The organism is Microcoleus sp. B4-C1, assembly GCF_036705285.1.
Classification (GTDB): Bacteria; Cyanobacteriota; Cyanobacteriia; order Cyanobacteriales; family Microcoleaceae; genus Microcoleus.
Window position 1 is genome coordinate 65,983 of record NZ_JAUBUC010000018.1, and the last position, 25,989, is coordinate 91,971.

Sequence of the window (25,989 nt, forward strand, 5' to 3'; positions counted from 1 at the left end):
AAATTAATCAGGTAGTCTTCGGCGCACTCTACATTGACCGAAAGCATCCAGGATACAAGCCGCCGGATTCATTCCTTCGCAGACTCAGGACGGAGAAATAAAAAACCTGTATCCGATAAAGGAACCCCCGAACTTATCCGTGGGTCAATTCTAAAATCTAAAATCTAAAATCTAAAATCGATTGACTCGGTTGCGAAGCGGTAAAAACTCAAAAACTCGGATTTTTGCCAAAAGTCTTTTCGAGAAGTTCGATCGCCCGCTACAATTAAGTTAAGAGCCGGCACCGCCATTTGCAATGAATTCAGAATCAACTCTCGCTAGACTACAAGCTACACTTCCCGACGGAAAACTGCCTTCTAGCTACGGGGTATACTTCAAAAACACCCTAGTAGCCCTATGTCACGCCCTAGAAGACCACATTTTGCAAACCAGTGGCGGGGACAAGAGTGAACTCCAACCCTTAGTTTTGGTAACGTTTCAGCAGGGTAAATGGTATTTACAGGAAGCCGATCGCTACCTAGATATTGCTAATGCCTCTAGGCGCGTTGTCATCGGTGCAGTAGCCGACAGCGGTTTCGCTACCCACAAAACCGGGCAATTAGAAAATGTATCTTTAATAAATCTTGATGAGAGCGATCCCATAATTCAAGAATGGAATTTAATCATCCTCGCCCCGACATACAAAGCAATGGTGCTTTGTCGCGAACTTTCAGACCAAGAATACTTGCCAGAAGGCAAGCCTGAAGTAGATACAGAACGAAAGTTCTACGGCTTGTGGTCGTTTGACCAGTCTTTGGTGTCGGCTGCTGCTGAAATTTTTATAGAACAGACGCGATATTACAACTCTCCCTTGGCCGACAGTTTGCTGGAAATGTACCACGAAATCCTGGCAACCAAAGGCCCGCCCTTGGCCGACATTAGTGGCGTGGTATCGCGGATAGTCACTTACCTGCAAAGTTCTCAGCAGCAAATGGTAGCAATTAACCGCCAAACCCGCGAGTTGTGGGAATTGGAAGGTCAAGCTTTGCGCGTCAGCCGCAATTTGAACGCTAACAAACTTCAAGCTTTTCTGCGGATGGCCCAGCGCGTGGACGAACGCGATACCTCCAATCCTACAGCGTCATTGCAGGTGGCGGCTTTGTCGGAAACTTTGGGTCAACTGCTGGATTTGCCGGCTTTGCAGTTGCGGAGGCTGCGGCTGGCTGGATTGCTATTTCGAGTCGGCTTAATTTCGGCCCCAAATGAGGTGTTCGATCGCACTCCCGATGCTTTTGACGAAGCAACTTTCTCGTTTTGGCGCGATCGCAGTTTCATTGGTTCCCAACTGCTGCAAGCAATGCCGGAACTAGCACCTGTAGCGGAAATTGTCAAGCATAAACTCGAATATTGGGACGGCAGCGGCAGGCCAGAGGGTTTGCGAGCCGAAGCGATACCGATGACTTCGCGGATTTTGGGGTTAGTCGCTTATTTTCAAGAACTGACTCAACCACGTGGCGATCGTCCGGCTTTGAGTTTGAGCGAAGCTTTGGAACAGTGCCGCGAACTGTCGGGCACTCGCTTCGATCCGGCTTTGCTGGAAACTCTCAGCAACGTCGTCAGAATGACAGAAATTGGTTTGATGGAGTTACCAACTCGCCCAAGCCAACTGCCTAACGTGTGGTTGGAGGAGGGCGATCGAACGACCTCGGCCGCTCCGGCATTATAAAATAACTCGACTGTTGACTGTTGACTGTTGACTGTTGACTGTTGACTGTTGACTGTTAACCAACAACTGACAACCAACAACTGACAACTGACTAATGACTAATGACCTCGAAGCCATACGCAAAGGCAAAATTTTGATGTTGGCCGGCACTGATTTAGCCGGCCAAGACTTAGCGGGAGCCGATCTCGCCGGTGCTAACTTGTCTCAAGCCAACTTGAGTGGAACTAATCTCGCCGGCGCTAACTTGCAGCGGGCCGTATTGCGAGCCAACCTCCGCGGCGCTGACTTGAGCGGCGCCAACCTGCGAGGGGCAGATTTTCGGAATGCCGATTTGCGGGGAGCTTCCTTCGCTAACGCTTTAGTCCGCGACGCCAGTTTTGGGGGTGCTTTTTTGACGGGGGCATCCATCGGCAATTTGGATTTGAGCGGTGTCGATTTGCGGGGCGCCGATTTGCGGGGCGCTGCTTTGGCTAGGGCAATTTTGCTTGGTGCCGATTTGAGCCATGCCAATTTATCCGGCGCTGATTTATCGGGAGCTGACTTGGAAGAAGCGATCCTGAATGGAGCCGTATTGCGCGGCGCTAACTTGACCGGGGCTAATTTGCTTTGCGCCATGATCGAACAAACCGTTTGGGATGGAGCTTTGCTCGATCGCGCCTGTCTCCAAGGCACCCCCCTGAGCCTTTAAATTTCAACAATGTTGTTTTGAAGACAGACAAAAAACAAGATCTGCTTATGATGTGAATAAGCACAAGCTATTTTTACATTTCTTAATATGAGGTTATAATGGCGACTGTAGATGAGCAAACGAATAAATGGTAGCAGCTTTGTTTAGCGGTACATCCTTTCAAGGTCAAAGTGGCGATCGCCTTGTTAGTAAAGTAGCAGGAGCTGCGATCGCAGCCTTATTCAAGCGTTCTGAAAAGGCCGAGGCCAACATCCGAGTCGAACCAGTAGCCAAACTCTTGCAGGGAAGCATCGACGGTTTCGACTTCGTTGGCAAAGGTATGTTGATGTACAACGGCCTTCGCATAGAAGTGATGGAACTCTATCTGCAAGCACTCTCCATTGATTTTGGGGCGATTTTTGCAGGTCAAGTGAAATTGCGGCAGCCTACCCAGGCAAATATGCGAGTAGTCTTAAGTCGATCGGATTTAACCACCTCATTCAATACACCTTTTGTAGTTGAAAAACTCCAGAAGCTGAAGTACCAAGAGCAATCTCTGCACTTTCAAAACACTGAAGTCAGCTTCGGAACCGACAAATCAATTCGGCTTCAGTCCGAAATTACCGTAGGCGAGGCCAGCGAACCGGTCAAAATAGATATTACAGCTCAGTTGCAAGTAGAAGACAGACGCAAAATCCAATTTGTCAGCGTTACTTACGGCGGTGACGAGCAAGCAGTAGACTTGGGCCAAGCTATAATTGCCCACGTAAATAACTTGCTAGACTTAGACAAATTTGCCTTAGAAGGCACTCAACTGCGAGTAGACCGCTGCCGAGTTCAGAACGACGAGCTGGTTTTCTACGGTTGGGCGGGTATCGAACAGTTCCCCAAAGGCAAGCGCTAAACCTCAGCCTGCTGAGGTTTACCCAGCCATCTAGTTTGGAAAAAGAGCATTTTTTAGTTAGCAAACAACCCGCACCGGCGGGTTTTGCTTTAGATTTTAGATGGGAAGAAAAATCTAGGATCTAAAATCTCGCATCTAAAGTCGATCGACGCAAAATCAGCACTGAGGTTGATTCGATCTGGCAAATTATTTTGATACATTTAAATAATAAATTAAACCACCCTCAAGAATAAAGATGCTCGGATTTTATTTATTTTGTATCTACGTTGCAGTCTTGTCCGTGTTGGCCGGGCCGAACCACCGCCGGTCTGAGAAATGGTGGGTAGAAATTGTCACCGATTTGCCCCACTGTACCTACTATTTTGGCCCCTTCGACACCGACAAAGAAGCTTCCAGCAATATTCCAGGCTACATCGAAGACTTGGAAAGCGAGGGAGCTAAAAGGGTTAGTATCCGCATCAAACGCTGTCAGCCTTCGCATCTTACCATTTGCGAAGAAGAATTATCAGCAAGTGTAGAGATTTAAAAAAGTTGAGTTTTGACTTAACTCAAACCTCAACAATAATATAAACACACTCTTCTTCTAGTCCTTACCTTGCGGACTTTGTATGTCTAGCAGTCACTTACCGCCACCCAGCCTAGAACTCTTCTCCACCAAAATGCTGATTTGATGCAGCACTTACTCTCAAAAATTACCTGCGTCAAATCAGCACTGAGGATGAGGCGATCGAGTTATTTGCCCGGATAAGTTGATAAGAGTAAACACTACTTAAGTATTCCCAGAGGTAAATATGTTTGAAATCTCTATGTTGGGTATGTTTTTCACGGCTTTTTGGCTACTAGCTCAACCTGCTAGCAGCACTCGACGCGACGAATGGTGGGTAGAAGTTGATACAGATTCGCCAAAGCGTACCTATTACTTCGGGCCCTATGACAGCAGACAGGAAGCTTCCGACAACTCGAACGACTACATCCGGGACTTGGAAAACAAAGGATCTAAAAAAATTAGCATCAACATCAAACAAGGTAGCCAACCTACTCAGCTAAGAGCTAGCGAAGAGTCTTGAGAAGGTGGGAAAGTGCAAATTACGGGCGAAGAAAAGTTGACTTATTAACAGGGTATTTTTCAAATGAGATCGCGCTTGCATACAGTAGGGACACAACAATGCTGTGTCCCGATGAAATAGTTAAGAAAGGGTATTATCTGCGTCCGAGAAATGCACGTTTTTTCAATTAAAAAAGCAGGAGTCCCGCAGTCTAACGGTACTCCGGTGAGTGACGGGAGGAATGCGCGTGAGGCTCAAGAGCTGAACGAATTATCTATAAAAACAACAGAATTTATTCCATACGTAATACAATCTTGTCATGAAACAAGTCCTGACAGTATCTACAATTATTTATGTTATGCCTGGGAATTGTCACCCTTGATTTAAAACATCGGTTTTAACTAGATAAAGAGAAAAGCCGATCGCCAAAAGATACAATTAAAGTGCGATCGGCTAATTGCGAGATCCATTTTTCCGGTATACCAGATTCTCCGTAAAAAGCCCCCGCCAACTGTCCGTAAACCGCACCAGTTGTATCCGCATCGTCGCCCAAATTCACAGCCAACAAACAGCCTTCGGCAAAAGAAGAACTGTTGTAAAACGCCCAAAGTGCCGCCTCCAAAGACTTGACAACATAACCAGTACCTTTAATTTCAGGAGGTTGTCGCAATTTAAAAGAACCCGCCGCAATCTCATCAATCTCTGCTACCAGCGGATTTGCGGCCCAATATCCCGAAATAGGACAATATCTTTCCGACAGCAACACATCTTTAGCAACTCCATTCACCGCCCCCGCAATTAAAGCACCCAAATAACGGCAAGCATCCACACAAGTAGCAGCACCGTGAGTAGTTCTCGAACTTTCTCCAGATTTTTCTATGACTTCCAAAGGATTTGTAGCATAAAACAAAGGCACGGGAGCCAAGCGCATAATCGAACCGTTGCCAGCAGTCTGAGCATCGGTAAAACCGCAGTAAGGTTTTCTTGTATCTTCAAACTTCCAAAGAGCTTGCTGAACCGTATTGCCAATATCAAAACACTCGCCCGTACTGCTCAAATGTCCGTCTCGCCACCACCGCAAATAAGTTTCTAACTGATGGACTGGATCGAAACCTTGCTTCTCAATCAAACTTTGGGCCAAACAAAGCGCCATCGAAGTATCATCCGTCCACTCACCCGGTTGCAGTCGAAACGGGCCACCGCCAATCATATCGTTAATAGGTGTAAAAGTTCCGGGGCGACAGAACTCTAAACTTGTTCCCAAAGCATCGCCAACTGCCAAACCGAGAAGACTGCCGCGATAACGTTCAATTTGTTGCATAACGTAATTAAAAATCAATAATTAGTAAGCCCGTTATTATTGAATTATCATATAGCAATCCTTGCAGGAGTCGTGAATTTTTTACCCCTCCCCAACTCTCCCCGAACTCGCGGGGACGGAGTAAGAAATTCACAAATGATGCGAGGATTGCTATAGCTTGTCAAAACTATTTCTCTCTTCTCCTCTCTATTCTCTTTCTCTGTGTCCTCTGCGCCCTCTGCGGTTAATAAAAAAAATCTTGTTCACAAACGAAGCTGAGCCAAAAGACCGATCGAGCTAATATTGATGTTAACCTGTCCCTACCTGAACTCAGACCTGTCCATGACACCCGATGCCACCGCCGGAGCCGCTGCCGCCCCTCAATCAACACCCGAAGTCAGCTTGGAGCTGCAAGTCAGACTCAAAACCGAAGATGGACAGCTACTGTTGCTACTCCCCCCAGAAACCAATAGCGAACCCGCAACAGCCTCCGCCTCGACTTGGACTGAACTTTGGCAGCAGCTAAAAGTCAGACTGAACGCAGGAGAACGCTTTTGGCAGCCAAACGCAGAAGTACAATTGATGGGGAACGATCGACTTTTAGATATCCGCCAACTGCAAGAAATCGCCGATGCCCTCTCCGAAGTGGAACTGCAACTCAAACGAGTCCACACCAGTCGCCGCCAAACCGCCGTTGCCGCAGCTACAGCAGGCTATTGTGTAGAACAGCAGCCTCCGGTTTCTTCCCTGAATAAAGCCGCCGCTGAAAAACCGCAATCGCTGGCGGAACCTTTATATTTGCAGATGACAGTGCGATCAGGCGTAGAAATTCGCCATCCGGGCACCGTCGTACTTTTGGGAGACGTAAATCCCGGCGGCTCAGTCATCGCCGGAGGCGATATCCTAGTTTGGGGCCGTTTGCGGGGAGTCGTGCACGCCGGTGCCGGTGGCAACACCAAAAGCGTGATTATGACCTTGCAGATGGAACCGATGGTGATTAGGATTGCTAAGTATGTTGCCAGAGGCCCAGAAACCTCACCCGCTCAGTTTTTCCCGGAAGTCGCCTATGTGACGCCCCAAGGGATTCGGATCGGTAGAGCCTCTGATTTTGACAAATCGCAGTTAGTCGGGGGTAATGAGTAATCGGTAATTGGTAATTGGGAATTGGTAATGGGTAATTTGTAATACTATTTCTCTTTAAGCCTGCACTTGATAATTTTTCCCTTGGCTAAATCAGCCACTAAAGGACGATTTTAAAATTAAGCGCAGCTTCATATAGAATTAGTATTACAAGGAGAGTTTTTAGTTTTGAGTTAATTCACTGAATAACAGATTGCTGCCAAATTGCCAAATAATCGTTGCTAATCATCAACCGATAATAAGACCAATTACCCATTGCCAATTACCAATTACTAATTACCAATCACAAATCACAAATTCCCAATAAATCTAAAATCGCTTATGGCTCGCATTATTGTTGTTACATCAGGGAAAGGCGGGGTAGGAAAAACCACCTCCACAGCCAATCTCGGCATGGCTTTAGCTAAGCGGGGGCGCAACGTTGCCGTAATTGATGCCGATTTCGGTCTCAGAAATTTAGACTTGCTGCTGGGCTTAGAAAATCGGATTGTTTACACGGCATTAGAAGTTCTCGCTGGAGAGTGCCGATTAGAGCAAGCTTTGGTGAAAGATAAGCGGCAGCCGCGCTTGGTGCTGTTGCCGGCTGCCCAAACTCGGATGAAAGATGCCATCAGCGCCCAGCAAATGAAGCAGCTTGTGGGGATGTTGGGAGCAAAATACGACTATATTTTGATCGACTCTCCTGCTGGAATTGAACAAGGTTTTCAAAATGCGATCGCGCCGGCTCAAGAAGGGATAATTGTCACCACTCCCGAAATCGCTGCTGTCCGCGATGCCGATCGAGTCATCGGCCTGCTGGAAGCCAACAACGTCAAGAAAATCAACCTGATCGTCAACCGGATCAGACCCGCAATGGTGCTGGCAAATGATATGATGTCGGTGCAAGACGTGCGGGAAATCCTCGCCATTCCGCTGTTAGGCGTGGTTCCCGACGACGAGCGCGTCATCGTTTCCACCAACCGAGGCGAACCATTAGTATTGTCGGAAACTGCCTCTTTAGCTGGAACTGCCTTCGACAATATTGCCCGCCGCTTAGAAGGCGAAAAAGTTGAATTTCTAGATCTCAATCCCCATCGAGAAAACTTCTTTACTCGCCTCCGCAAGTTCTTAAATACTAAAATTATGTGATGTGCTGCAATATGGGCGATCGATCTTTAACAGCAGCGACTTCATCAAAAAAACTAGCCCAAATTTTCCCCCAGTGACACCAGTTCCCAAAAAGAATGAAACTGTAGGTCAACTTTAAACCATTAGGGAATGAGTGATTCCCCAATCGAAAATCGAAAATCGTATAACGTTTTCTATGCCTAACCCTTGACAAATCAGCCTGACCCATGATACACACACTTCTCGAACGACTTTTCCCGCGCACCCCTGACAACAGCCGCGACGAGGTAAAACGGCGCCTCAAACTGGTTCTAGCCCACGATCGCTCAGAACTCAGCCCAGAAATGGTTGAGTCGATGCGCCGAGAAATTCTAGAGGTGGTGTCTCGCTACGTGGAAATCGATACCACTGGGTCTGAGTTCTCGCTGGAGAGCGACCAGCGGGCCACAGCACTAATTGCAAATCTTCCGATCCGGCGAGTCAGGATCGAGCATCCACCGGAGAATTTGCCCAAGAATTTGCCCCCGAATCGGCCCGAAAATCGACCCGAATATGTACCGGAGTATGTAGTCGAAATTCTCCCCGACACTACGGAGTGATAGGGATTGAGATTTTATTGTCAGGCAAAGAGTTCGATTCGAGCCGATCGGCATTTAAATTAAACTATAGCAACCGCTTTCGTCGGTTAGAAAATAGACTACAATTAGTGGCCAGTTTTGCAGAGCGATCGCGCCGACTTTTGGGCCCAAACTGTACATTTATACATCCTTCATCAGGTCATCCGAGCGATCGAGTTAAATGGCATGAAGAAAATCGAAGCCGCTCAAGAGTTGGGAATCCGTCGCAACACCATCGACGCCACAAGTCGATGGTATTGCATCACAGGAGACTTCCAAGCGGAGGGCCTTGTGGAAACGGCCTGGTAATGGTCACTTGCATCACAAAACAGAGTCAAGTTCCGAGAGTTCAAAATACACAAGCACAATAACCCAAGTTGAGAATACACAACTGTGGGAGGCAGGGCATGATTACTTTGTACTCAGACCCAAAAAATAATTAAGAGTTGTCATCCCTATTGACATCTGCACAGTTAGCTAATATTCTTATTATTTAAGATTAAAAATTCTACAACTATTTCCAGCAAAAACTTAAAAAAGTTTTCAAGTCCGCGCCTCCCTCCATAACCACTTCTAATAAAGAGGAAGATTGAATCATGGCAGTATCTCTGAGCAAAGGACAACGGATATCGCTTGAGAAAATTTCACCCGGTCTCTCAGAAGTATTCATAGGACTGGGATGGGACGTTAAAGCTACAGACACGGGCTCTGACTTTGACCTAGACTCATCATTGTTCCTCTTAGGTGCTAATGAAAAATTAATTTCTGACAATCACTTCATTTTTTATAACAATCTCACAAGTCCAGATCCAGACAAATCAGTGCAGCACCTGGGAGATAATCTCACGGGGGCCGGCGAGGGGGATGATGAAGTTATCAAAATCAACCTCAAAAAAGTGCCTAATGATGTCCAAAAAATTCTTGTAACTGTAACCATCCATGAAGCACAGCAACGCCGTCAAAATTTTGGTCAGGTGCAAAATGCCTTCGTGCGGCTCGTTAATGCCCAAACACAACAGGAAGCTGTTCGCTATGACCTGGTAGAAGATTATTCCATAGAGACAGCGCTGATCATGGCTGAACTTTACCGGAAAGACGGCGAGTGGCGTCTCAATGCAGTGGGATCAGGTTATCAAGGTGGTTTACAAGCATTACTCGATCGCTATAGCTAAAAGGTAAAACACATGGGAATTAACCTACAAAAAGGACAGCGCATCTCGCTTTCCAAAGAAGCACCCGGGCTAACAAAACTGATGTGCGGATTAGGGTGGGATGTGGCGAAACGCTCCGGTGGAGGTTTGTTTGGGGCTTTTAGCAGTGCTCCCGATTATGACCTGGATGCCTCAGTGATTTGTTTAGATGGAAATGACAAAGTGAATGATATGACCAATATCGTTTATTTTGGCAATCTCTCCCACCGTTCAGGAGCTATTACGCATCTAGGTGATAATTTGACTGGAGCGGGAGAGGGAGATGACGAGCAAATTCTCGTCGATTTATCTCGAATTCCCTCGCAAATTGTCAAACTGGTTTTTACAGTTAACATTTACGATTGCATTGCACGCAAGCAAGACTTCGGACAAGTTCAAAATGCGTTTGTGCGTTTGGTTAATACGTCTAATAATCAAGAACTTGCAAAATACAACCTCTCAGGTTCTGAATACAAAGGCATGACGGGGATGCTGATGGCAGAAATCTACAAGCATAATAATGAGTGGAAAATGGCAGCCATCGGTAACGGTGTTAAGGTTAATGGGTTACAGGAACTTGTGAAAACCTATGCTTAACAACTCCTTCGGTACATAGATGCTCCTTACTTGCTGGAATCAGAAGTGGACAACAACGATGAATACCCTTTGTTTTGTTGAAATACCTGAAGTAATCAGCGTAATTTACATGAGATGAAAAATACGTTATGTTACGAGAAAAAATTCCTACACTCAGTCAATGTCGCTGTACGATCGCCTAGACTTAACCAAACACAATCGCAAGCTAAAACTCCCCCTCTCTCAACGGCTAAATCTCACTAGAACCCCCAAACTCCGCTGTCACGGCTGTCGTTCCCGTACCCAGCCTCAGTGGGAGTTTTGCCCTTCCTGTGGAAGAGTTCTAATTGATAATGATAGCGATTTTCGCCGTTGTATTTGGGTAGATTTATCAGGAATGGATGTCGCACCCGAAAATAAAGAAGCGATCTTTTCCTTACTGATGGACGCTTTCTCCAAACTCTACGGCGCATTTAGAAGCGTCAAGGTATTTTTGACCTCCGATCCCCCCGATCGCAAAGAGTGGGGCGAAGATTTTACTCATGTTTATATATTCGTTGATAGCCAGCCGGTTGACTATCTCGGCGTGGCTAGCTTCAAATCGGGAATGGTTACAGATCGGGCGATTATTCGGATCGATCAAGTATTCTATGCTTCTTACAATGCCAGCCTTAGTCTCAATCAACTATCTAACTTAATTGCAAATACCATTGCCCATGAAATAGGACATACACTAGGACTCGATCATTCTGCACTTCCGACCGATGTCATGCACAATGGACTCCTTCATACTGTTCATAGTTTAATGCCTCCCTCATTTCACGCAGAGCAAATAAACTCCATGAACAATGCTATTCGCAGATATAAAGCCTTGAATAATTGATGGGCTAGAACCATAAAATAGCTGAATTTAGAGATCGAATTCCCCTGGATTAATGCCTACAGCATGGCAAGCTTCTTTGACAACCTTCTTTTCATCTTTGTCAAAATTACCATCCGCACCACCGATAATAATGCCAATTTGGATGACTGCACGACCTTGGTCTAGTTTTTTATTAAGTTTCCCTATCGCTTGGATAGCCTCAATTTTACCAAAATCGAAGTCTTGTGATAGCTTCTCACAATAAAAATCAAATTTTTGCTTCAACTCCGACGCCGGAAAAATTTGGAGTGTTTCATTGGAAATTATTAGAGCCGCCGTTTTTTGTCTTTCCTCGGTATTGATAGTGCCATCAGCAGCAGCAATCAATGCACAGATGGCCATTGAGGCTTCAGCAAACTCATTATTTTTAAACTTGGAAATGTTGGTTTGCAGAGAATCGTTCATTTGCGATACGTTCTGCTTTAATTTCTCCCAGAAACTCATTTTTTCTCCTATTTGGTGAATGAGATATGATGTTTGCGACCGGAGTCCGAGTAATCTAACCTGCTCTTAACTTGCCAAGCAATTGCCGGCTCCTGTAAGACGCTCAAGTTTATGGATTATACTTCTGTAGTTTATCATGTTTCTTGAGATTTTAGATTAATCAAGTCAATTTTCATAACTAATCGCTCTTTCACAGGTTTTTTCGTGGACTATCTTACTTAATAACTAATCGCTCTTTCCAGAGGATCTTGTAACTGAAGTTCTAAGGGTCGATCGGAGCGAATTTCTAAACCGGGTAACTCATGTTTGACTAACATTTTTTCGCCTGTTTCAGCAGTGGCACTCGACCAAAGTACCCAGCGACTGCCAGGGGAAAGAGTGTTTAAACTTGCAGAGTTTTGAGTCAGCCAAATTATCGGCAGTTTCGACCGATTATCGATCGCATCTTCCCCAGCATTAACCGCCGCTAAAGTTTCCAAAACTACCCGGTTCCCCGAAACAAGTCCAGTCCCGGCAGTCCAAAGTTTGACGTTTAACAGGCGCTTGCTAGCATAGAAGTAAAGAGACGCAGCTACTGTCACGGCTCGTTCAAATTCTTCTGGCTGCCACGCCGCAGCGCTGTCGAGAGCAATAATAATTTCTTGACCGCCGGCTGCAACTTCTAACTCTCTCACCCGCAGTTCTCCGTAGCGGGCGCTGGTGCGCCAGTGAATCAGGCGGGTGGGGTCTCCGTGGCGGTAAGGTCTCAGGTTGCGGGTGAGGCCTTCGGTGGCAGTTTGCGATCGACTGCGATTGTAAAATTGCGGGCTGTCTTCTTGACCGATGCGATCGATCAAAGGACAAGTGCTCAACGGCAAAACCTTTGGATACACAACCGCCACCGCTTTGACTGCGCGGCTGCGTCTGCACCAAAACAACCCTAAAGGTGCCGCCGTCCTCAAGTTTATCTCTTGCCAACGATAGACGCCGCGCTGCCGGACTTCCAGATAGTATGTATCCCTGTATATACTGTTAGGCTCTATGACTTCGATCGGGCGGACAATCGGTTCTCCCAATACAAACGGCAAGATGTCTATCACTTGCAACAAAGTCTTAGGTTGGCGGGCGCGATTTTCGATTTCTAGTTCGACGGTGATTTGATCGCCCGCACTCACCGGTTCGATCGGGCGGCGACGGACTTCCAAGGAACGGAGCGATTTTCCAGGCAAAACCGCCGCTACTCCCAACAACGCCAAACCCCCACCGCTGAGCACGTACAGCCACCCAGACATTGTATTAGTTGCCGACCCAAAAAAGAAAACCGTCATCCCCGACAGCAGCCAACCCGCGTAGGCAGGTGTAACAGCGCGATTTTCGAGCCAGTCGGCAATTTTGTGACCGATGTTCATAGGAGTTAAAATTGTTAATTACTCGATCGCCCCATCAAGCCTAATTGTAAAATATTCTCAGCATTTAACACCGAATTAGCTGCGAGCGATAAAATTAGAAATCGGGCCTTTTTTCGCAATTAATACATTGACCGCGCCCAACAACGGATACAAGCCCCAACACTCGCTTTGTGGACATACCCCAATTTTAGAGCTTAGTTCAAGCTCCCAGATTAATCTGTCGAGTAAATCTAAAATCTAAAATCTAAAATCTAAAATCGATTGACTGGAGACCAAAAAATGAACCCATTAAACAATCCTACACCCGTTCAACCAGAGGCTCAAGGCCGCCGACGAACACCGCCACCGCCCCCGCCCTTGGCTGCAACTCCCGCACCGCCTCCAGCGCCGAGTGTGCCCCCCGCAGCCCAGCAGCAGCGGCCTGTTGAGACACCCGTCAGTACGATCGAACAAATGGTCAGAGATGCCCATGCAGCGAGCGCTTCCGACATTCACATTCGAGTCGGCCAACTACCTCGATTTCGGATTCGGGGCGTGATGCAAGTAGCAACTAACCACCCCAAAGTAACCCCAGAAATTTTTGAAAATTACCTAGCCGAAATTCTCACCCCCGAACAGAGAAAACAGTTTGCAACTACCAAGGAATTAGACTCAGCAATTTTTTACCCTGGCTTCGTGCGGTGTCGGCTAAACTGTTTTGATTCCCTCAGCGGCGGTGCCATAGTATTGCGGTTGATTAGTTTGGAAATACCTACTATCGATTCCTTGAGGTTGCCAGAAGTTCTCAAAAATATCATTTTGCGATCGCAGGGATTAATATTGGTTACGGGGCCTACCGGTTCGGGGAAATCCACAACTGTAGCTGCGATGATCGACCACCTCAATCAGATGGAGCAAAAGCACGTAGTTACAATTGAAGACCCGATCGAATTCATTCATCCTTCTAAAAAATGCTTGGTCAGCCAGCGGGAAGTCGGCTTGCATACCCACGAGTTTCAGCAGGCTTTGCGCGCAGTTTTGCGGGAAGATCCCGATGTAATTCTGATCGGGGAAATGCGCGACAGAGTTACCATCAATACAGCTTTGCAAGCAGCTCAAACAGGTCACTTAGTATTGGGAACTCTCCACACTCGCAGTGCCATTAACGCTATTAATCGGTTGTTGAACCTCTACCCACCTGAAGAACAACAGGCGATGCGGCTTCAAATTTGCGATTCTTTAGTAGCGGTAATTGCCCAACTTTTGCTGCCAACAGTTGACAACCGTCGGGTAGCAGTTCACGATATTTTGGTGAATACACCTGCTATGCACGATTACTTGATGAAAGGTGCTGATGATGAAGCTTTCCGGTTGATGGAACATGATACTTACGAAGGAATGCAGATTATCAACCAAGGTCTTTACAAACTGGTGCTAGAAGGCAGAGTGACGATCGAAGAAGCAGCAAAAACTTCTCCTGAAGCCAGCGATTTAGACCGCCGCTTGCGGACAGGAGGCTACGATGTTGCCGACGCTCGCGGCTTTGAAGGCAGCAAAAAAGAACGCACCGTTCGCGCCTAGTAGCAGCACACATACAGGGGTAGGCACTGCAGGACTACCCCACCCCTCAAGTAACAAGATTTTGAGCAGACGGAAATATTTGATTAAGATTTTTGTGCGTATTTTTACTTAAACTTCACTTTCATTTAGTAACAAAAAATACATTTTAATTAAATAGTAAAGTGCTAGAATCAATGTCTAGTGTATTGTTAAGTTTTTTAAATGTAGACCCTACTTTACATAAACTTTAAAATTACGTGAAAACTCACAGGTTATTGCAAAGAAATAGTAAAGATATGTTCAGAGTATTGGCAGCAATCAGCAATTTAAGTATATAGTTGTAGTGACAAATTTTCGACAGAAAACATTCCGACTTAGCCGATATTTGCAGCTCGCAGAAGTAAGCAGGTTACAAAAGGGCTTAATAAAACTACAAGCCGAGCCGATCGCGTGTCTTTCCCATTAACTAGCTTTTCGTCGTCGAAAAAATCCTAAAACCCACCAGAATTTTAAAGATTCTGTTCCTCGAAAATTTGTTTAACAACGCGCTTATCAGCAACGGTATTTCTAGAATTTAAAGGAGAAAAAAAAGTGAAGAGTGCATTTAACCAAAGAGAAGTGTTTGAAGGTGCCAGCAAAGCGGAAATAATCGATCGCATCCAGCAGCTAGTTCGCCCCGGTTCCCCGGAACCCCAAGATCCTGAAATCCTCGCGGCATTACAAACTCTCACCGCACAGCTAATCTCCGCCTATCAAGCCGACGGACAATTAGAAAGCGAACCTTTTAGCGACGTGCGCGATCGCACTATTCACCTATACGCATCAGCCTGCAGCAGCAAAATCAAAGGAAAAACCATCCTCATCACCGGTGGAGAAGGATGTGTCGGTCGTTTCTTAATCGCAAAACTCCTCGAATTAGGCGCAAATAAAATCATTTCCGCAGACAACGCCCGATGTCACAACCCCGAAGAAAATCTCCCGCTTTTTACCAGAGAAGGTCGTGTAACTTTCTATGCCGCCGATATTCGCAACCTCGACGCGCTCAAACACATATTTGAGGTAGAAAAACCAGAAATTGTTTTTCACCTAGCAGCCCAACGTCAACCCGGACTAGCTGAAATCAAAATCCGAGAAACAGTTACAACCAGCCTGTTAGGATGTAAACACATCATCCAACTCTGCGAAGAATACGGCGTAGAACATTGCATCTTCTCTTCTACAGGCAAAACATCTCGATATTTTACAACCGAAGTTTACGCCGCCTCGAAAAAGTTTGCCGAATGGCAATTTGCCAAAGCAGCTCAAGAAGGAGATGTCACTTACGGGATGGTTCGCTTTACCCATATGTTAGAAAATAGCTTGTTCTGCGAGCAAATGTCCAAAAAAGTAGAACAAGGTAAAACTGTCAACGTTCACGCTCCCCACCGTTACGTAACTGCTCAAAATCTGGTCGAAGCCGTACATTTATTGCTGAATTCTTTGGTTGTGTCCGTTCCCGGCAAACTGAAGTTTGTCGCAGTAAGTAATCTCGGTTGGCCGACAGAAACCTTGGAAGTAGCTCTTTATAAAATTCTTGAATCAGGCAAAAATCTGCCGATTTATTTTCAAGGACTTTTGCCGGGATATGAAGAACCGTTTTTCCTAGGACAATTTGACTGGAAAAAGCCTACCGATATTCACCTTCTAATTAATGTCTTGGAAGATCCTTTTAGAAGTGTTAACGATGCTGGCGACATGGTGAGTGTAGAATTAGCTCCTTTTTCTTTGCCCGTATTAGATAAACAAGTTTCAAAGCTGGAAAGCTTAATCATCGATCCAGATTTCCCCGAAGTGCAAATCAAGCACGCTCTTGTCGCAGCGGAAAAAGAAGTCATTGCTTCCTCTTTTGCGTGGAGTGCGCCTGAAGACTTGTTGAAGATTTTGCAGTGGGGAATCAATCCCAAGAAATTGCAAGGTTACGGAACAGAAATCGCTGACTATAGCGAGATTATCGAACTCCTCCTGCAAGGAATTTGCGGGCGACTTAGCCAAGAAGTCTTGCACAATGCTGGAGTTACGGCAGATGAGTTTGATGACTTAGTTGAGAGTCTTTCTACCCTGGATTCGATTCAAGCAGAAGTGGGATATTTGCGATCGATATCGAGATATCTAAGAGAATTTGCACCCCCCGCACAGTTCACCACCAAAAAATCTGAACCTGTTGCTATCCGCGATGCAGCGTAGCTTGAACATAGTTTTGAGTTGGGAGATTACTTCCTGAGTTCCCACCCACAGGGGATGAGTTATATCAATTCCGGTTGCACGAGCGAAATGATTGTTGACTATTGACTGTTGACTGTTGACTGTAGAAGGAGGGGTCGAAAAACTCAATGGTTGAGTGTTGATTGTTGACTCGATTTTATGATTCCGATGCAACCGGATTTGATGTTAAACATCGCCTAAGTGTTTAGTGGATTAAAAATAGAACACGTAGAAACCTGGTTTCTTTTTGAAACCGGGTTTCTCCAGTCTGGGCTTGTTTGACGTTTAATTAAATTGAGTGACTTAACATTGTCATAATTGACATGATATGATCTTACTGGAAACCGCACAACCGCAATCAAATTAATTTTTAGTGAGGAGGCTAGTCCTAATATTTTTAGGAGGACTTAAGTTCTCACAACAAATGTGAGAAGGGTGATTGTTGGCGGGCATGATATAATCATACTTTAGATAGCGTGGCGCAGTGAGTTAACAAAGATGCAATAAGATTAAATACACTCAATGAACGCAACAAATAAAATTAAATTAAGGTACTAGAATTGTGGAAATTAATCAGCTAATGTTCCTATTGATTGATGTTGTGCTATTGGCGATCGCCCTGATCCTTCTAATTCCCGTTGCAGTTCTATTTCTAGAATGCAGTGCAGCTTTCTTGTCCGGCGAGGGCGAGACAGCGGAAACTAAAGCGCCCCGCCCCAAAGTAGCAGTTTTAATTCCCGCTTACAACGAAGCAGCAGGAATTGCCGCCACCATCTCCACCATATTGCCACAGCTAACACCTCAAGACCGCCTGTTAGTGATTGCGGACAACTGCACGGACGCTACGGCAGAAATCGCCCGTAACTGCGGTGCAAGTGCGATCGAGCGCCAAGACACACAACGCAAGGGCAAAGGATACGCACTGGATTTTGGCTTGCAGTCGATCGAATCAGACCCCCCCGAAGTAGTCATCATGGTTGACGCAGACTGCATCTGTCAGCCAGACTCTATAGAAAAATTAGCCCGGGTTGCAGTTACTGAACAAAGACCAGTGCAAGCAACTTATCTCATGGAACAGCCACCAAATCCTACTCCCAAAGATTCCATTTCTGCTTTAGCATTTCTTGTGAAAAACTTAGTCCGTCCCAGCGGATTAAAACAGTTAGGATTCCCATCATTACTAACAGGTACTGGCATGGCTTTTCCCTGGTCGATAATTCGATCGGTTTCCCTAGCTAGCAGCAATATTGTTGAAGATATGCAGATGAGTTTGGATTTGGCGATCGCCGGACACCCAACAGTATTCTGCCCCCAAGCCAACGTCACCGGGTGTTTGCCACAGCAGCAGCAAGCAGCTAAAAGTCAAAGAACCAGGTGGGAACACGGTCACATACAGACATTGTTAACTCAAACTCCCCGGCTGACAGCAGCTTCAGTCGAACAAAAACGTTTTGACTTATTGGCGATCGCCCTCGACTTATCCGTCCCTCCCCTATCGCTTTTAGTCGCGATCTGGCTAGCTGCTTTTGCCACCTCTTTACTAGCAGCAATTTTGGGAACATCCTCAATTCCCGCCGTCTTGTTAGCAGTACAAGGATTGCTGATTTTAGTTTCAATTGTCGGCGCTTGGGCAAAATTCGGGCGTGCCGATATTTCTGGCTCAACTCTCTTATCTGTACCTTTTTACATCCTTTGGAAAATCCCTTTGTATCTAGGTTTTCTCCTGAAGCGGCAAACTAAATGGGTGCGGACAGAACGCGATGTTTAATATTTAAATTGAGAAGTTTTAACCGCAGATATCAGCCGAGAAACACAGATGAACGCAGATGAACGCAGATATAATTGTATCTGCGTTCATCTGCGTTTATCGGCGGTTAAAAAAACATATATAAAAACTTAGGGATGAGAATTAAATAAAATCCACTTTTCATGACTGTTGTGGGATGGGCGTCCCGCCCGCCCAGAAAGGACGGGCGGGACGCCCATCCCACAAGAAAAAAGGGAAATTATTTAATTGACGATCCTTACAAAAAGTTCACTGCTTCACGGGAATTTCAATCACAAACTCAGCCCCCTCACCGGGCGCGGAAAAGCACATTAGCTTCCCTCCGTGTTTCTCTACCACAATCTGATAACTGATACTCAACCCTAAACCGGTACCTTTGCCCACAGCTTTTGTAGTAAAGAAAGGGTCAAATATTCGCGATCGTACTTCCTCCGTCATCCCCCGACCATTATCAGCAATATAAATTCTCACCAAGTTTTGGTCGCATACCTCAGTCCGAATCTTAATCCTTCGCTCAAAAATTGGAGATAAAGGATTTTCTAGTTGGGCAGTTGTCTCCGGTCGCCCAACTCCTAACTCCACTGCATCAATTGCATTGCTCAAAATATTCATAAACACCTGATTTAACCCAGAAGCATAACAATTTACGTTCGGCAGTTGACCGTATTCTTTAACTACCTCAACCCCATGTCCGAGTGCATCCTTTTTCAACCTGTGCTGCAAAATTAGCAGAGTCGAATCAATCCCGGAGTGAACATCCACTGGTTTCATCTCGGCTTCATCCAGGCGTGAGAAATTCCGCAGCGACAGCACAATATTGCGAACGCGATCGACCCCAACCTGCATTGATTTTAGAATTTTAGGCAAATCTTCTTGAATAAAAGCGAGGTCAATATCTTCTGTTCTAGCAACAATCTCAGGATTAGCATTCGGGTAAGATTCCTGGTAAAGCTCAATCAATCCCAGCAGCTCCGAGCTATAATCGCTAGCATGGAGAACATTGCCATAAATGAAATTAATCGGATTATTAATTTCGTGAGCAACCCCCGCCACCAACTGTCCCAAAGAAGACATTTTTTCAGTTTGAATTAGTTGAGTCTGCGTCGAGCGTAATTGGGACAAAGTAACTTCTAATTGTGTCGCTTTTTCTCTCAATTGCCCCTCCGACAGTCGCAAAGCATCCTCCGCTAACTTGCGCTCCGTAATGTCCTGTATCGTCCCAAATAACTTAATCACCTTACCGCCATCAAAAATAGCTTGCGCCTTAAGATAAATATATCTGACCGCTCCATCAGCGCGCAAAATTCTCATCTCATACTCGCAAGGATTTCCTAACAGACTAATCTGCTCTACTGCCTCTAACCACAACTTTAGGTCATCTGGATGAATTTGCTTCCTGTGTTCTAAAATAGTGGGTTCTGGTAGTTTAGGGTCAATGCCAAAAATTCGGAATACTTCCTCAGACCAAGTTAATTTATCCCCCTCCAAATCAAATTCCCAGTTGCCGAGGTGCGCCAGTTTTTGAGCTTCTTGCAGCTTAGCTTCTTTAGTCTTTAATTCCTGCGTGCGCTCTTCTACTCTCACCTCCAGCGTCCGCGAATAATCCTCCAACTGTTCCTTAGCCTCCGACAAATTAGCAACAAGTACCGCATTTTCTAAAGAGATAGCAGCTTGAGAAGAAAGTATTTTCAAAACCTCCAACCTAGTTGGAGAAAACGCTTCAGTAGCTAAATTATTTTCCAGATAAAGGAGACCTACGAGTTTGCTTTGATTCAGAATAGGAGTACAAAGCGCAGATTTCACTTGCTGCCTTTTAATATAGGGATCGTCTGTAAATAGACCTTCTCTAGCAGCCTGACTTAAAACTACATCTAAGTGCGTTTTTTCAACATAATTAATCACGGTTATTGGCAAAACCTCTGCAGGAGATACTCTAGGGCATTGTTCAACTGCAACATCCGAAGACTCCACCGATGCCGCTGCTTGAATCAGCAATTTGCCTCCCTTGGGCATCAACAGAAAACCTTTTTGTGCACCAGCATTCTCGATCGCCATTTTCATTAACTTTTCTAACAACTTGTCCAACACAATTTCGCTAGCTAACGCTTGAGATGCTTTAACAACAGTTGTCAAATCCAATAAACTGCTGTGACTGCTGCTCGTGCTATAATTAGTGCTAGTAATAGTTCTATCTGCGCCCGCTTTTGCCATCGAGGCAGGGGGTAAAGAGAGCGGATACTGTGACTCCAAATGTTTTACCTTGGCGGTTGCTCCCCAGTGAATATAGCCGTAGTAAGCATCTATTAGATAACTCTGAGCCACTTTGTTTCGACCGCGAGCCAGATAAAATTCTGCCGCTAGTTCATTGGCTAGAGCTTCTTCGTGGATGTATTCATTCTTCGATGCTCCTTTCACTGCTAGATCATAATACTGAGCTGCTTTTTCATATTGTCCCAATACTCGCGCTTTTTCAGCCTCTACTAAGTCATATTTGTGTTGATAATTTTCCGCACAGTGAAAAGCCCAATGCTTCATTTTTTTCTGAAGCGACACAACTTTTTTTAGATATTGTTTCTGTTCGGTTTTAGAAGCATTGGGGTATAAAGCTAAGAGTGCTAGCGAATAGTAAAAGTTGTGGATGGGAACATACATCATGCTCATCACAGCGTCAGAGTAATTTGAGGCTGTCATCGCATTTTTTACCGAATTGGCATAGTCTTTAAATAAATAATGGAGCCATGATTTATACAAATAAACTACAAATGCTACCAGATTATTTTTACTCTCTATTAAAGCTGGCAGCATAGTTTCTTCATTAAACATTTCGCCACTCAACAGGCAAAAATTAGCTGTTTTACCTTGCAAATTTAAGACCATTTGGGCCCCCACTCTGGCGTAACCAATCGTAAATTCATTCTTGTAATTCACCAACATTTCAATGTATTGACTCTGCTTAGTCACGACGGAATCCAGAGGTTCGCCACTAAAAAATATATAATTGCTGTAAAAACTAGCACAATAACAAGCATTGTTGACATCTCCCGTTTCTATTCCACTCTGAATTCCCTCAATGAAACCTGTAAGACTTGCTCTGAGGTGTTCCGACCACTGGCGAATAAAACCATTAAAGCTTAGTGAGATCCGAGAGTTGTGCAAGTTGGTGTGAAATCGCTCTAACAGTGCCTGAGCTAGTTGACCGTATCGGTATCCAGAATCCATATCACCTAACACTCCACAGAGAATCAAACCATACCCTACATACCCGAAACTAGACAGCGGCGTATTCCCGTACTTCAGAGAAAGAATAACCATTTTAAAGATGATCAGTGGGTACAGATCAGGTGCTACTATAAAAGCAGCAGGAGTCATATTCGTTAAAATCCTTATAGCCGCAATTTTATTAGGGTCAGTCATTGGCGGCAGATTCAATAAATCATCAATCTGCTTGTTTTTTAAAGCTAGTTTTGTCAGAAATAGCTCCATGAGAATATTCAGTTTTTTGGGGGTTTTAGGGATATAAATTCCCAGCATTTTCAAAGCTTCGAGAGCTATATCTATCGAATGTTGAGCTTGATTTTGATTAAAATAAAAAACTATTTTTAGCTCATAAACCTTAATTTTTTCTAGCAACTTTTGGGCGCGGAATATAATCACATCTGATAGCTGAAACGCTCGCTCAAAGTCGGTATTTATGTAGGACAATTCCAGCGCTTCGATATGGAGTTCCATGATTAAATCGTAGTGACTCTGCCAAGCTTCTTCAGCTAAAAGTCCTAGACCTACATTAAAATACTTGAGTGCCGCTTCATAGGCGGCAGAACTCTTAGCTTTATTGCCAGCTATGAGATTAAAGTTAGCTAATTCATCTCGCTTTGACTGAGTGGTGAGGAATTCCACTCCGATATTGAGTTGGTTGACAATATCAAAGATATTTTCTGCGATTTCTGACGCGGGAGTTGAATCCAGTAGCAGGAAGCCGATTTTTAAGTGGGTTTGTTTTTTCTGGGAGTCGGGAATGAGAGAATAGGCGGCTTGCTGTACGCGATCGTGCAAAAACCTGTAATCAATTGAGCGTTGCATAATTGCGGGATGATTTTGATTGTTTTGTGGGATGGGCCTCCCACCCCTCCCGTGTGTTTTCACGATTTCTTCATCAAGCATCGGAATTTTGTAAGCATCGCTCATTGGTAGAATTAAACCAGCTTGAAGTGCATCCCATAAATCAGCCGCCGTTTCAGGACCGGATTTTTCTCTAACAATTGCCAAATTCTCTAAATTAAAACGGTTGCCCATACAAGCCGCTAATTTTAATACTTGCTGCGTCTCCTCCGGCAGTTGTTGCAGATTCCGAGCAACTAATTCAACGACACTGTAATCTGCAATGCCAGCGGCTTCAATTTCCGTGATGTCCCACTGCCATGCACCAACAGTGAAATCAAAAACTAACAGTTGTTCTGAGTGAATAGTTGAAAGAAGTTGAGTTATAAAAAAAGGATTTCCGCCAGTTTTATTAAAAATTAACTCGCTCAAAGACTTTAACTTTTCAGTTTGATTACCCAAAGTATCGCATACTAGCTCAGTGACGCTGCTCAACTCTAAACATGGGAGCATAATGTGATGCACCTGAGCACCAGTCTGTTGAATTTTTTCGACAGTTTGAACTAAAGGATGAGTCGAATTGACTTCGTTATCTCGATAGGCTCCTATCAGTAAAAAATATCGGCTCTCCAAGTCTGTTACCAGTTCCTGAATCAATTTTAAGGAAGCTAAATCTGCCCACTGCAAATCATCCAGAAATAGAACTAAGGGGTGTTCTGCTTGGGCAAACACCTTCAAGAATTCTTTGAACAATCGATTAAAGCGATTTTGAGATTCTGTCGGCCCCAATTGTGGAACAGCAGGCTGCGAACCAATTATTAGTTCGACAGAAGGGACAACATCAATAATAATGTGACCGTTTTGACCTAGCCGCGACAAGAGCTTTTCTTTCCAAATTGCCAACTCCTCTGAGCTTTTTGTTAATAACTGCTGCATCAATGACTCAAAGGCTTGAGTCAGGGAAGCATAAGGAATATCCCGCTTAAATTGGTCAAATTTACCAGCAATAAAATAACTCCGCTGCCTGACAATTGGTTTGTGGATTTCACTGACCACTGAGGTTTTACCGATGCCTGAGTAACCGCTTACCAACACCATCTCAGTTTGTCCCCAACTGACTCGCTCGAAAGATGTCATCAAATCAGCGACTTCTTGTGTGCGACCGTAGAGTTTTTGGGGAATCAAAAATTGACCAGATTTGTCAAGTGTCCCTGGAATAAAATTTTCAATTTTGCCAGTAGTTTGTAGTTGAGTTAGACAATTTTCCAGGTCTGCTTTTACTCCAAAGGCGCTTTGATATCTGTCTTCGGCATTTTTAGCTAATAGTTTCATGACAAGGGATGAAATTATCTGCGGGACGTGATTGTTTAGTTGATGGGGAGGAACTGGCGTCACCGCAATGTGGCTGTGAATTAATTCTAGCGGGTCGGTTGAATTAAAGGGCAACTCTCCTGTTAGCATTTCATAAAAGGTGATGCCTAGAGAGTACAAGTCAGTTCGGTAGTCGAGGTCTCGGTTCATCCGACCAGTTTGCTCTGGGGATATATAGGCTAGAGTGCCTTCTAGCACCATAGTATTGCTATTTTGGTGGACTTCTCTCGATAGGCGCGTCGCCATGCTAAAGTCGGTGATTTTTACTTGTTCAAAATCGGGTGTTATGATAATATTTGAGGGTTTTATATCTTTATGAATAATCTGGTTTTGATGCACTTCTCCGAGAGTTTGAGCCACTTGAATAGCTAGTGGCAAAAATTTATGAAGTTTAATGCTTTTACCCGCTTGATGGTGCTTGAGAGATTGACCGCCACAATCTTCTAAGATCAGAGCGAAACTGTTGTTATATTTTTCTAAGCTATGGGGTTTGACAATCCCTTCGAGTTTGAGATTCGAGCTAATTTTGTATTCATGTCTCAAACGGGTAATTTCTTCTATTGTGGGGTACTCGGTATTGAGTGTTTTAATAATGACTGACGCTCGATCGGATTCCCTGACAGCGCGATAAATGATGGACTTCACACCAAGTTGAACAACTTCTGTGATTTTGTAACCGGGAAGTGTATTCATGGCTTTTATTCTGTGACGAAATTTTTAGTAAACATTGCGCTTGATATCGATCGAATCTCTGGCGAACTATACTTAAGTATTTTTTGTGACTATGGTGATTTGGGATACATTACAATTTAAGTAATTACTCATGGATTTTTTAGATAGCGAGATGCCTAAACTTTGAAAGTGCCTGAACGGGCGGACAGCCAAACATCTGGTTTGAACTCCGACTTAATCATGTACGGTCTGACACCTCACCCAGTTAATTGCCATATTGTAACAAATTCTGTGATGCCGATCGCACACATGACAGACAAATTTTTATATACTCAAAGTTTTGCTCAATGTTTGAGTCCGGTAAACAACAACGAAGGGGACGCCCGGGGCAGGAAAACGCAGGTTTAGGCGATCGAGAACATAATTAAACGTGATATCAAACACAACAATTATTGATTTAAATCACATTTACGTCGTGATTAAGTTACTAGCCTATAGATTCATTAATCAGGTGCATCACAATGGAAGAAGTCCTAGAATTGATTGAAAAGAAGAAGCAAGAATTTGCTAAAGCAGAGCTATTTGAGTTTATGCGAGACAAAAGTATAGACCCAAGACAACGCCTAGCTTTCGCTCCCTGCATTGCTCACTTTGCAATGAGTTTTGGTGAATTGAACCAGTCTATTTTCCGAGAAGAACCAACCAACGATCCTCTTCAGGCAATGATCAACAATCATACTTACGAAGACGATCATCACTGGTTGTGGTTTTTAGCAGACATGGAAACACTGGGTATTAATAACAAATCCTTGAAGTTCAGCGATGCTTTGAATTTTGTCTGGAGTGAACAACTAAAAGCTTCACGGTTGGTAACATATCAAATTTTTCGATACGCTTTTGGAGCCAGTCCCATCACCAAGCTAGCAATTTTGGAAGTGGTAGAAGCATCGGGTAACGTGTTCTTGTCAGCGACAGCATCAATTGCCGAAGAACTCCGATCAATTACTAAAAAGGAGCTTATCTATTTTGGCTGTTTTCATTTGGATGTGGAAACAGGTCATACTACAGGGACGCCGGATGTGGAGCAATCGATCAAAAATATACCACTGACTATTGAGAGCCGTCAAGAGATTTTTGAGATAGTTGAGAATTTGTTTGAAATTTTCACGAAACAGATTGCTGAACTTCTGGTTTATGCAAAAACCCATAGCTTTGACCAACCTTTTACCCAGCCCCGCGAGATTTTGCAACCTTTAAAAGCTGCGTAGCTTACGAG

Annotated in this window: 20 protein-coding genes; 16 read left to right on the plus strand and 4 right to left on the minus strand. The window is 44.6% G+C overall.

From position 1 onward, the window contains the following. Positions 1 to 295 precede the first annotated feature (295 nt). The 5 genes from QUB26_RS10135 to QUB26_RS10155 all read left to right on the plus strand — a co-directional run bounded on the left by QUB26_RS10135 (position 296) and on the right by QUB26_RS10155 (position 4,343). Positions 296 to 1,705, plus strand: coding sequence for an HD domain-containing phosphohydrolase (locus tag QUB26_RS10135; RefSeq protein WP_333245472.1), 1,410 nt, complete (start codon positions 296 to 298; stop codon positions 1,703 to 1,705). 94 nt (positions 1,706 to 1,799) lie between these two features. Beyond that, positions 1,800 to 2,393, plus strand: a complete 594-nt coding sequence (locus QUB26_RS10140; RefSeq protein WP_333241443.1) for a pentapeptide repeat-containing protein — start codon at positions 1,800 to 1,802, stop codon at positions 2,391 to 2,393. 127 nt (positions 2,394 to 2,520) lie between these two features. Continuing rightward, complete coding sequence (locus QUB26_RS10145) at positions 2,521 to 3,276, plus strand: DUF2993 domain-containing protein (RefSeq protein ID WP_333056071.1); 756 nt, start codon at positions 2,521 to 2,523, stop codon at positions 3,274 to 3,276. 235 nt (positions 3,277 to 3,511) lie between these two features. After that, a complete protein-coding gene (locus QUB26_RS10150) occupies positions 3,512 to 3,802 on the plus strand; it encodes a DUF1816 domain-containing protein (protein WP_333241444.1) in 291 nt (96 codons plus the stop codon). A 265-nt stretch (positions 3,803 to 4,067) separates the two neighbouring features. Beyond that, the gene (locus QUB26_RS10155; RefSeq protein ID WP_333157253.1) at positions 4,068 to 4,343 is read left to right on the plus strand and encodes a DUF1816 domain-containing protein; all 276 of its coding nucleotides are present in this window, start codon (positions 4,068 to 4,070) and stop codon (positions 4,341 to 4,343) included. Between the two features lie 376 nt (positions 4,344 to 4,719). Here the strand turns inward: QUB26_RS10155 and QUB26_RS10160 are convergent, their stop codons facing one another. Further along, positions 4,720 to 5,643, minus strand: a complete 924-nt coding sequence (locus QUB26_RS10160) for an ADP-ribosylglycohydrolase family protein (protein WP_333245479.1) — start codon at positions 5,641 to 5,643, stop codon at positions 4,720 to 4,722. A 321-nt stretch (positions 5,644 to 5,964) separates the two neighbouring features. Here QUB26_RS10160 and minC point away from each other — a divergent pair, with 321 nt between their 5' ends. The 7 genes from minC (at position 5,965) to QUB26_RS10195 (ending at position 11,135) form a co-directional block, all read left to right on the plus strand. After that, entirely contained in the window at positions 5,965 to 6,765 is an 801-nt protein-coding gene (gene minC / locus QUB26_RS10165; protein WP_333056111.1) for a septum site-determining protein MinC, read from the plus strand. A 318-nt stretch (positions 6,766 to 7,083) separates the two neighbouring features. Further along, positions 7,084 to 7,890: a septum site-determining protein MinD gene (gene minD, locus QUB26_RS10170; RefSeq protein WP_333241448.1), complete on the plus strand. Its 807-nt coding sequence runs from the start codon at positions 7,084 to 7,086 to the stop codon at positions 7,888 to 7,890. Positions 7,891 to 8,096: 206 nt separating this feature from the next. After that, positions 8,097 to 8,468: a cell division topological specificity factor MinE gene (gene minE / locus QUB26_RS10175; protein WP_333056077.1), complete on the plus strand. Its 372-nt coding sequence runs from the start codon at positions 8,097 to 8,099 to the stop codon at positions 8,466 to 8,468. A 117-nt stretch (positions 8,469 to 8,585) separates the two neighbouring features. Then, complete coding sequence (locus QUB26_RS10180) at positions 8,586 to 8,795, plus strand: hypothetical protein (protein WP_333291286.1); 210 nt, start codon at positions 8,586 to 8,588, stop codon at positions 8,793 to 8,795. Positions 8,796 to 9,082: 287 nt separating this feature from the next. Continuing rightward, positions 9,083 to 9,658, plus strand: coding sequence for a TerD family protein (locus tag QUB26_RS10185; protein WP_333056080.1), 576 nt, complete (start codon positions 9,083 to 9,085; stop codon positions 9,656 to 9,658). Positions 9,659 to 9,670: 12 nt separating this feature from the next. Beyond that, positions 9,671 to 10,273 carry a TerD family protein gene (locus QUB26_RS10190; RefSeq protein ID WP_333056081.1) on the plus strand — a complete coding sequence of 201 codons (603 nt, stop codon included), beginning with the start codon at positions 9,671 to 9,673 and terminating at the stop codon, positions 10,271 to 10,273. A 160-nt stretch (positions 10,274 to 10,433) separates the two neighbouring features. Beyond that, the gene (locus tag QUB26_RS10195) at positions 10,434 to 11,135 is read left to right on the plus strand and encodes a zinc-dependent metalloprotease family protein (RefSeq protein WP_333241450.1); all 702 of its coding nucleotides are present in this window, start codon (positions 10,434 to 10,436) and stop codon (positions 11,133 to 11,135) included. Positions 11,136 to 11,162: 27 nt separating this feature from the next. Here the strand turns inward: QUB26_RS10195 and QUB26_RS10200 are convergent, their stop codons facing one another. Together QUB26_RS10200 and QUB26_RS10205 are read right to left on the minus strand one after the other, a co-directional pair. Next, positions 11,163 to 11,618 (minus strand): TerB family tellurite resistance protein, encoded by a 456-nt coding sequence (locus QUB26_RS10200; protein ID WP_333209493.1) that lies wholly within the window; start codon positions 11,616 to 11,618, stop codon positions 11,163 to 11,165. 218 nt (positions 11,619 to 11,836) lie between these two features. Beyond that, positions 11,837 to 13,006, minus strand: a complete 1,170-nt coding sequence (locus tag QUB26_RS10205) for a DUF58 domain-containing protein (RefSeq protein WP_333317768.1) — start codon at positions 13,004 to 13,006, stop codon at positions 11,837 to 11,839. Positions 13,007 to 13,285: 279 nt separating this feature from the next. Between QUB26_RS10205 and QUB26_RS10210 the strand changes: the two genes are divergently transcribed. The 3 genes from QUB26_RS10210 to QUB26_RS10220 all read left to right on the plus strand — a co-directional run bounded on the left by QUB26_RS10210 (position 13,286) and on the right by QUB26_RS10220 (position 18,554). Beyond that, complete coding sequence (locus tag QUB26_RS10210) at positions 13,286 to 14,566, plus strand: PilT/PilU family type 4a pilus ATPase (protein ID WP_333056086.1); 1,281 nt, start codon at positions 13,286 to 13,288, stop codon at positions 14,564 to 14,566. Between the two features lie 570 nt (positions 14,567 to 15,136). Further along, the gene (locus QUB26_RS10215; RefSeq protein ID WP_333317770.1) at positions 15,137 to 16,768 is read left to right on the plus strand and encodes a polysaccharide biosynthesis protein; all 1,632 of its coding nucleotides are present in this window, start codon (positions 15,137 to 15,139) and stop codon (positions 16,766 to 16,768) included. A gap of 580 nt (positions 16,769 to 17,348) precedes the next feature. Next, positions 17,349 to 18,554, plus strand: coding sequence for a glycosyltransferase family 2 protein (locus tag QUB26_RS10220; RefSeq protein ID WP_333317772.1), 1,206 nt, complete (start codon positions 17,349 to 17,351; stop codon positions 18,552 to 18,554). A 267-nt stretch (positions 18,555 to 18,821) separates the two neighbouring features. Here the strand turns inward: QUB26_RS10220 and QUB26_RS10225 are convergent, their stop codons facing one another. Next, the gene (locus tag QUB26_RS10225) at positions 18,822 to 24,734 is read right to left on the minus strand and encodes an AAA family ATPase (protein WP_333317774.1); all 5,913 of its coding nucleotides are present in this window, start codon (positions 24,732 to 24,734) and stop codon (positions 18,822 to 18,824) included. A 500-nt stretch (positions 24,735 to 25,234) separates the two neighbouring features. Between QUB26_RS10225 and QUB26_RS10230 the strand changes: the two genes are divergently transcribed. Further along, complete coding sequence (locus QUB26_RS10230) at positions 25,235 to 25,981, plus strand: hypothetical protein (protein ID WP_333317777.1); 747 nt, start codon at positions 25,235 to 25,237, stop codon at positions 25,979 to 25,981. Positions 25,982 to 25,989: the final 8 nt, after the last annotated feature.

Bases quoted from the DNA above. Each gene is read 5' to 3' on its own strand.
- QUB26_RS10135 (WP_333245472.1), top strand. From the start codon at position 296: ATGAATTCAGAATCAACTCTCGCTAGACTACAAGCTACACTTCCCGAC.
- QUB26_RS10140 (WP_333241443.1), top strand. From the start codon at position 1,800: ATGACTAATGACCTCGAAGCCATACGCAAAGGCAAAATTTTGATGTTG.
- QUB26_RS10145 (WP_333056071.1), top strand. From the start codon at position 2,521: ATGGTAGCAGCTTTGTTTAGCGGTACATCCTTTCAAGGTCAAAGTGGC.
- QUB26_RS10150 (WP_333241444.1), top strand. From the start codon at position 3,512: ATGCTCGGATTTTATTTATTTTGTATCTACGTTGCAGTCTTGTCCGTG.
- QUB26_RS10155 (WP_333157253.1), top strand. From the start codon at position 4,068: ATGTTTGAAATCTCTATGTTGGGTATGTTTTTCACGGCTTTTTGGCTA.
- QUB26_RS10160 (WP_333245479.1), bottom strand. From the start codon at position 5,643: ATGCAACAAATTGAACGTTATCGCGGCAGTCTTCTCGGTTTGGCAGTT.
- minC (WP_333056111.1), top strand. From the start codon at position 5,965: ATGACACCCGATGCCACCGCCGGAGCCGCTGCCGCCCCTCAATCAACA.
- minD (WP_333241448.1), top strand. From the start codon at position 7,084: ATGGCTCGCATTATTGTTGTTACATCAGGGAAAGGCGGGGTAGGAAAA.
- minE (WP_333056077.1), top strand. From the start codon at position 8,097: ATGATACACACACTTCTCGAACGACTTTTCCCGCGCACCCCTGACAAC.
- QUB26_RS10185 (WP_333056080.1), top strand. From the start codon at position 9,083: ATGGCAGTATCTCTGAGCAAAGGACAACGGATATCGCTTGAGAAAATT.
- QUB26_RS10190 (WP_333056081.1), top strand. From the start codon at position 9,671: ATGGGAATTAACCTACAAAAAGGACAGCGCATCTCGCTTTCCAAAGAA.
- QUB26_RS10195 (WP_333241450.1), top strand. From the start codon at position 10,434: ATGTCGCTGTACGATCGCCTAGACTTAACCAAACACAATCGCAAGCTA.
- QUB26_RS10200 (WP_333209493.1), bottom strand. From the start codon at position 11,618: ATGAGTTTCTGGGAGAAATTAAAGCAGAACGTATCGCAAATGAACGAT.
- QUB26_RS10205 (WP_333317768.1), bottom strand. From the start codon at position 13,006: ATGAACATCGGTCACAAAATTGCCGACTGGCTCGAAAATCGCGCTGTT.
- QUB26_RS10210 (WP_333056086.1), top strand. From the start codon at position 13,286: ATGAACCCATTAAACAATCCTACACCCGTTCAACCAGAGGCTCAAGGC.
- QUB26_RS10225 (WP_333317774.1), bottom strand. From the start codon at position 24,734: ATGAATACACTTCCCGGTTACAAAATCACAGAAGTTGTTCAACTTGGT.
- QUB26_RS10230 (WP_333317777.1), top strand. From the start codon at position 25,235: ATGGAAGAAGTCCTAGAATTGATTGAAAAGAAGAAGCAAGAATTTGCT.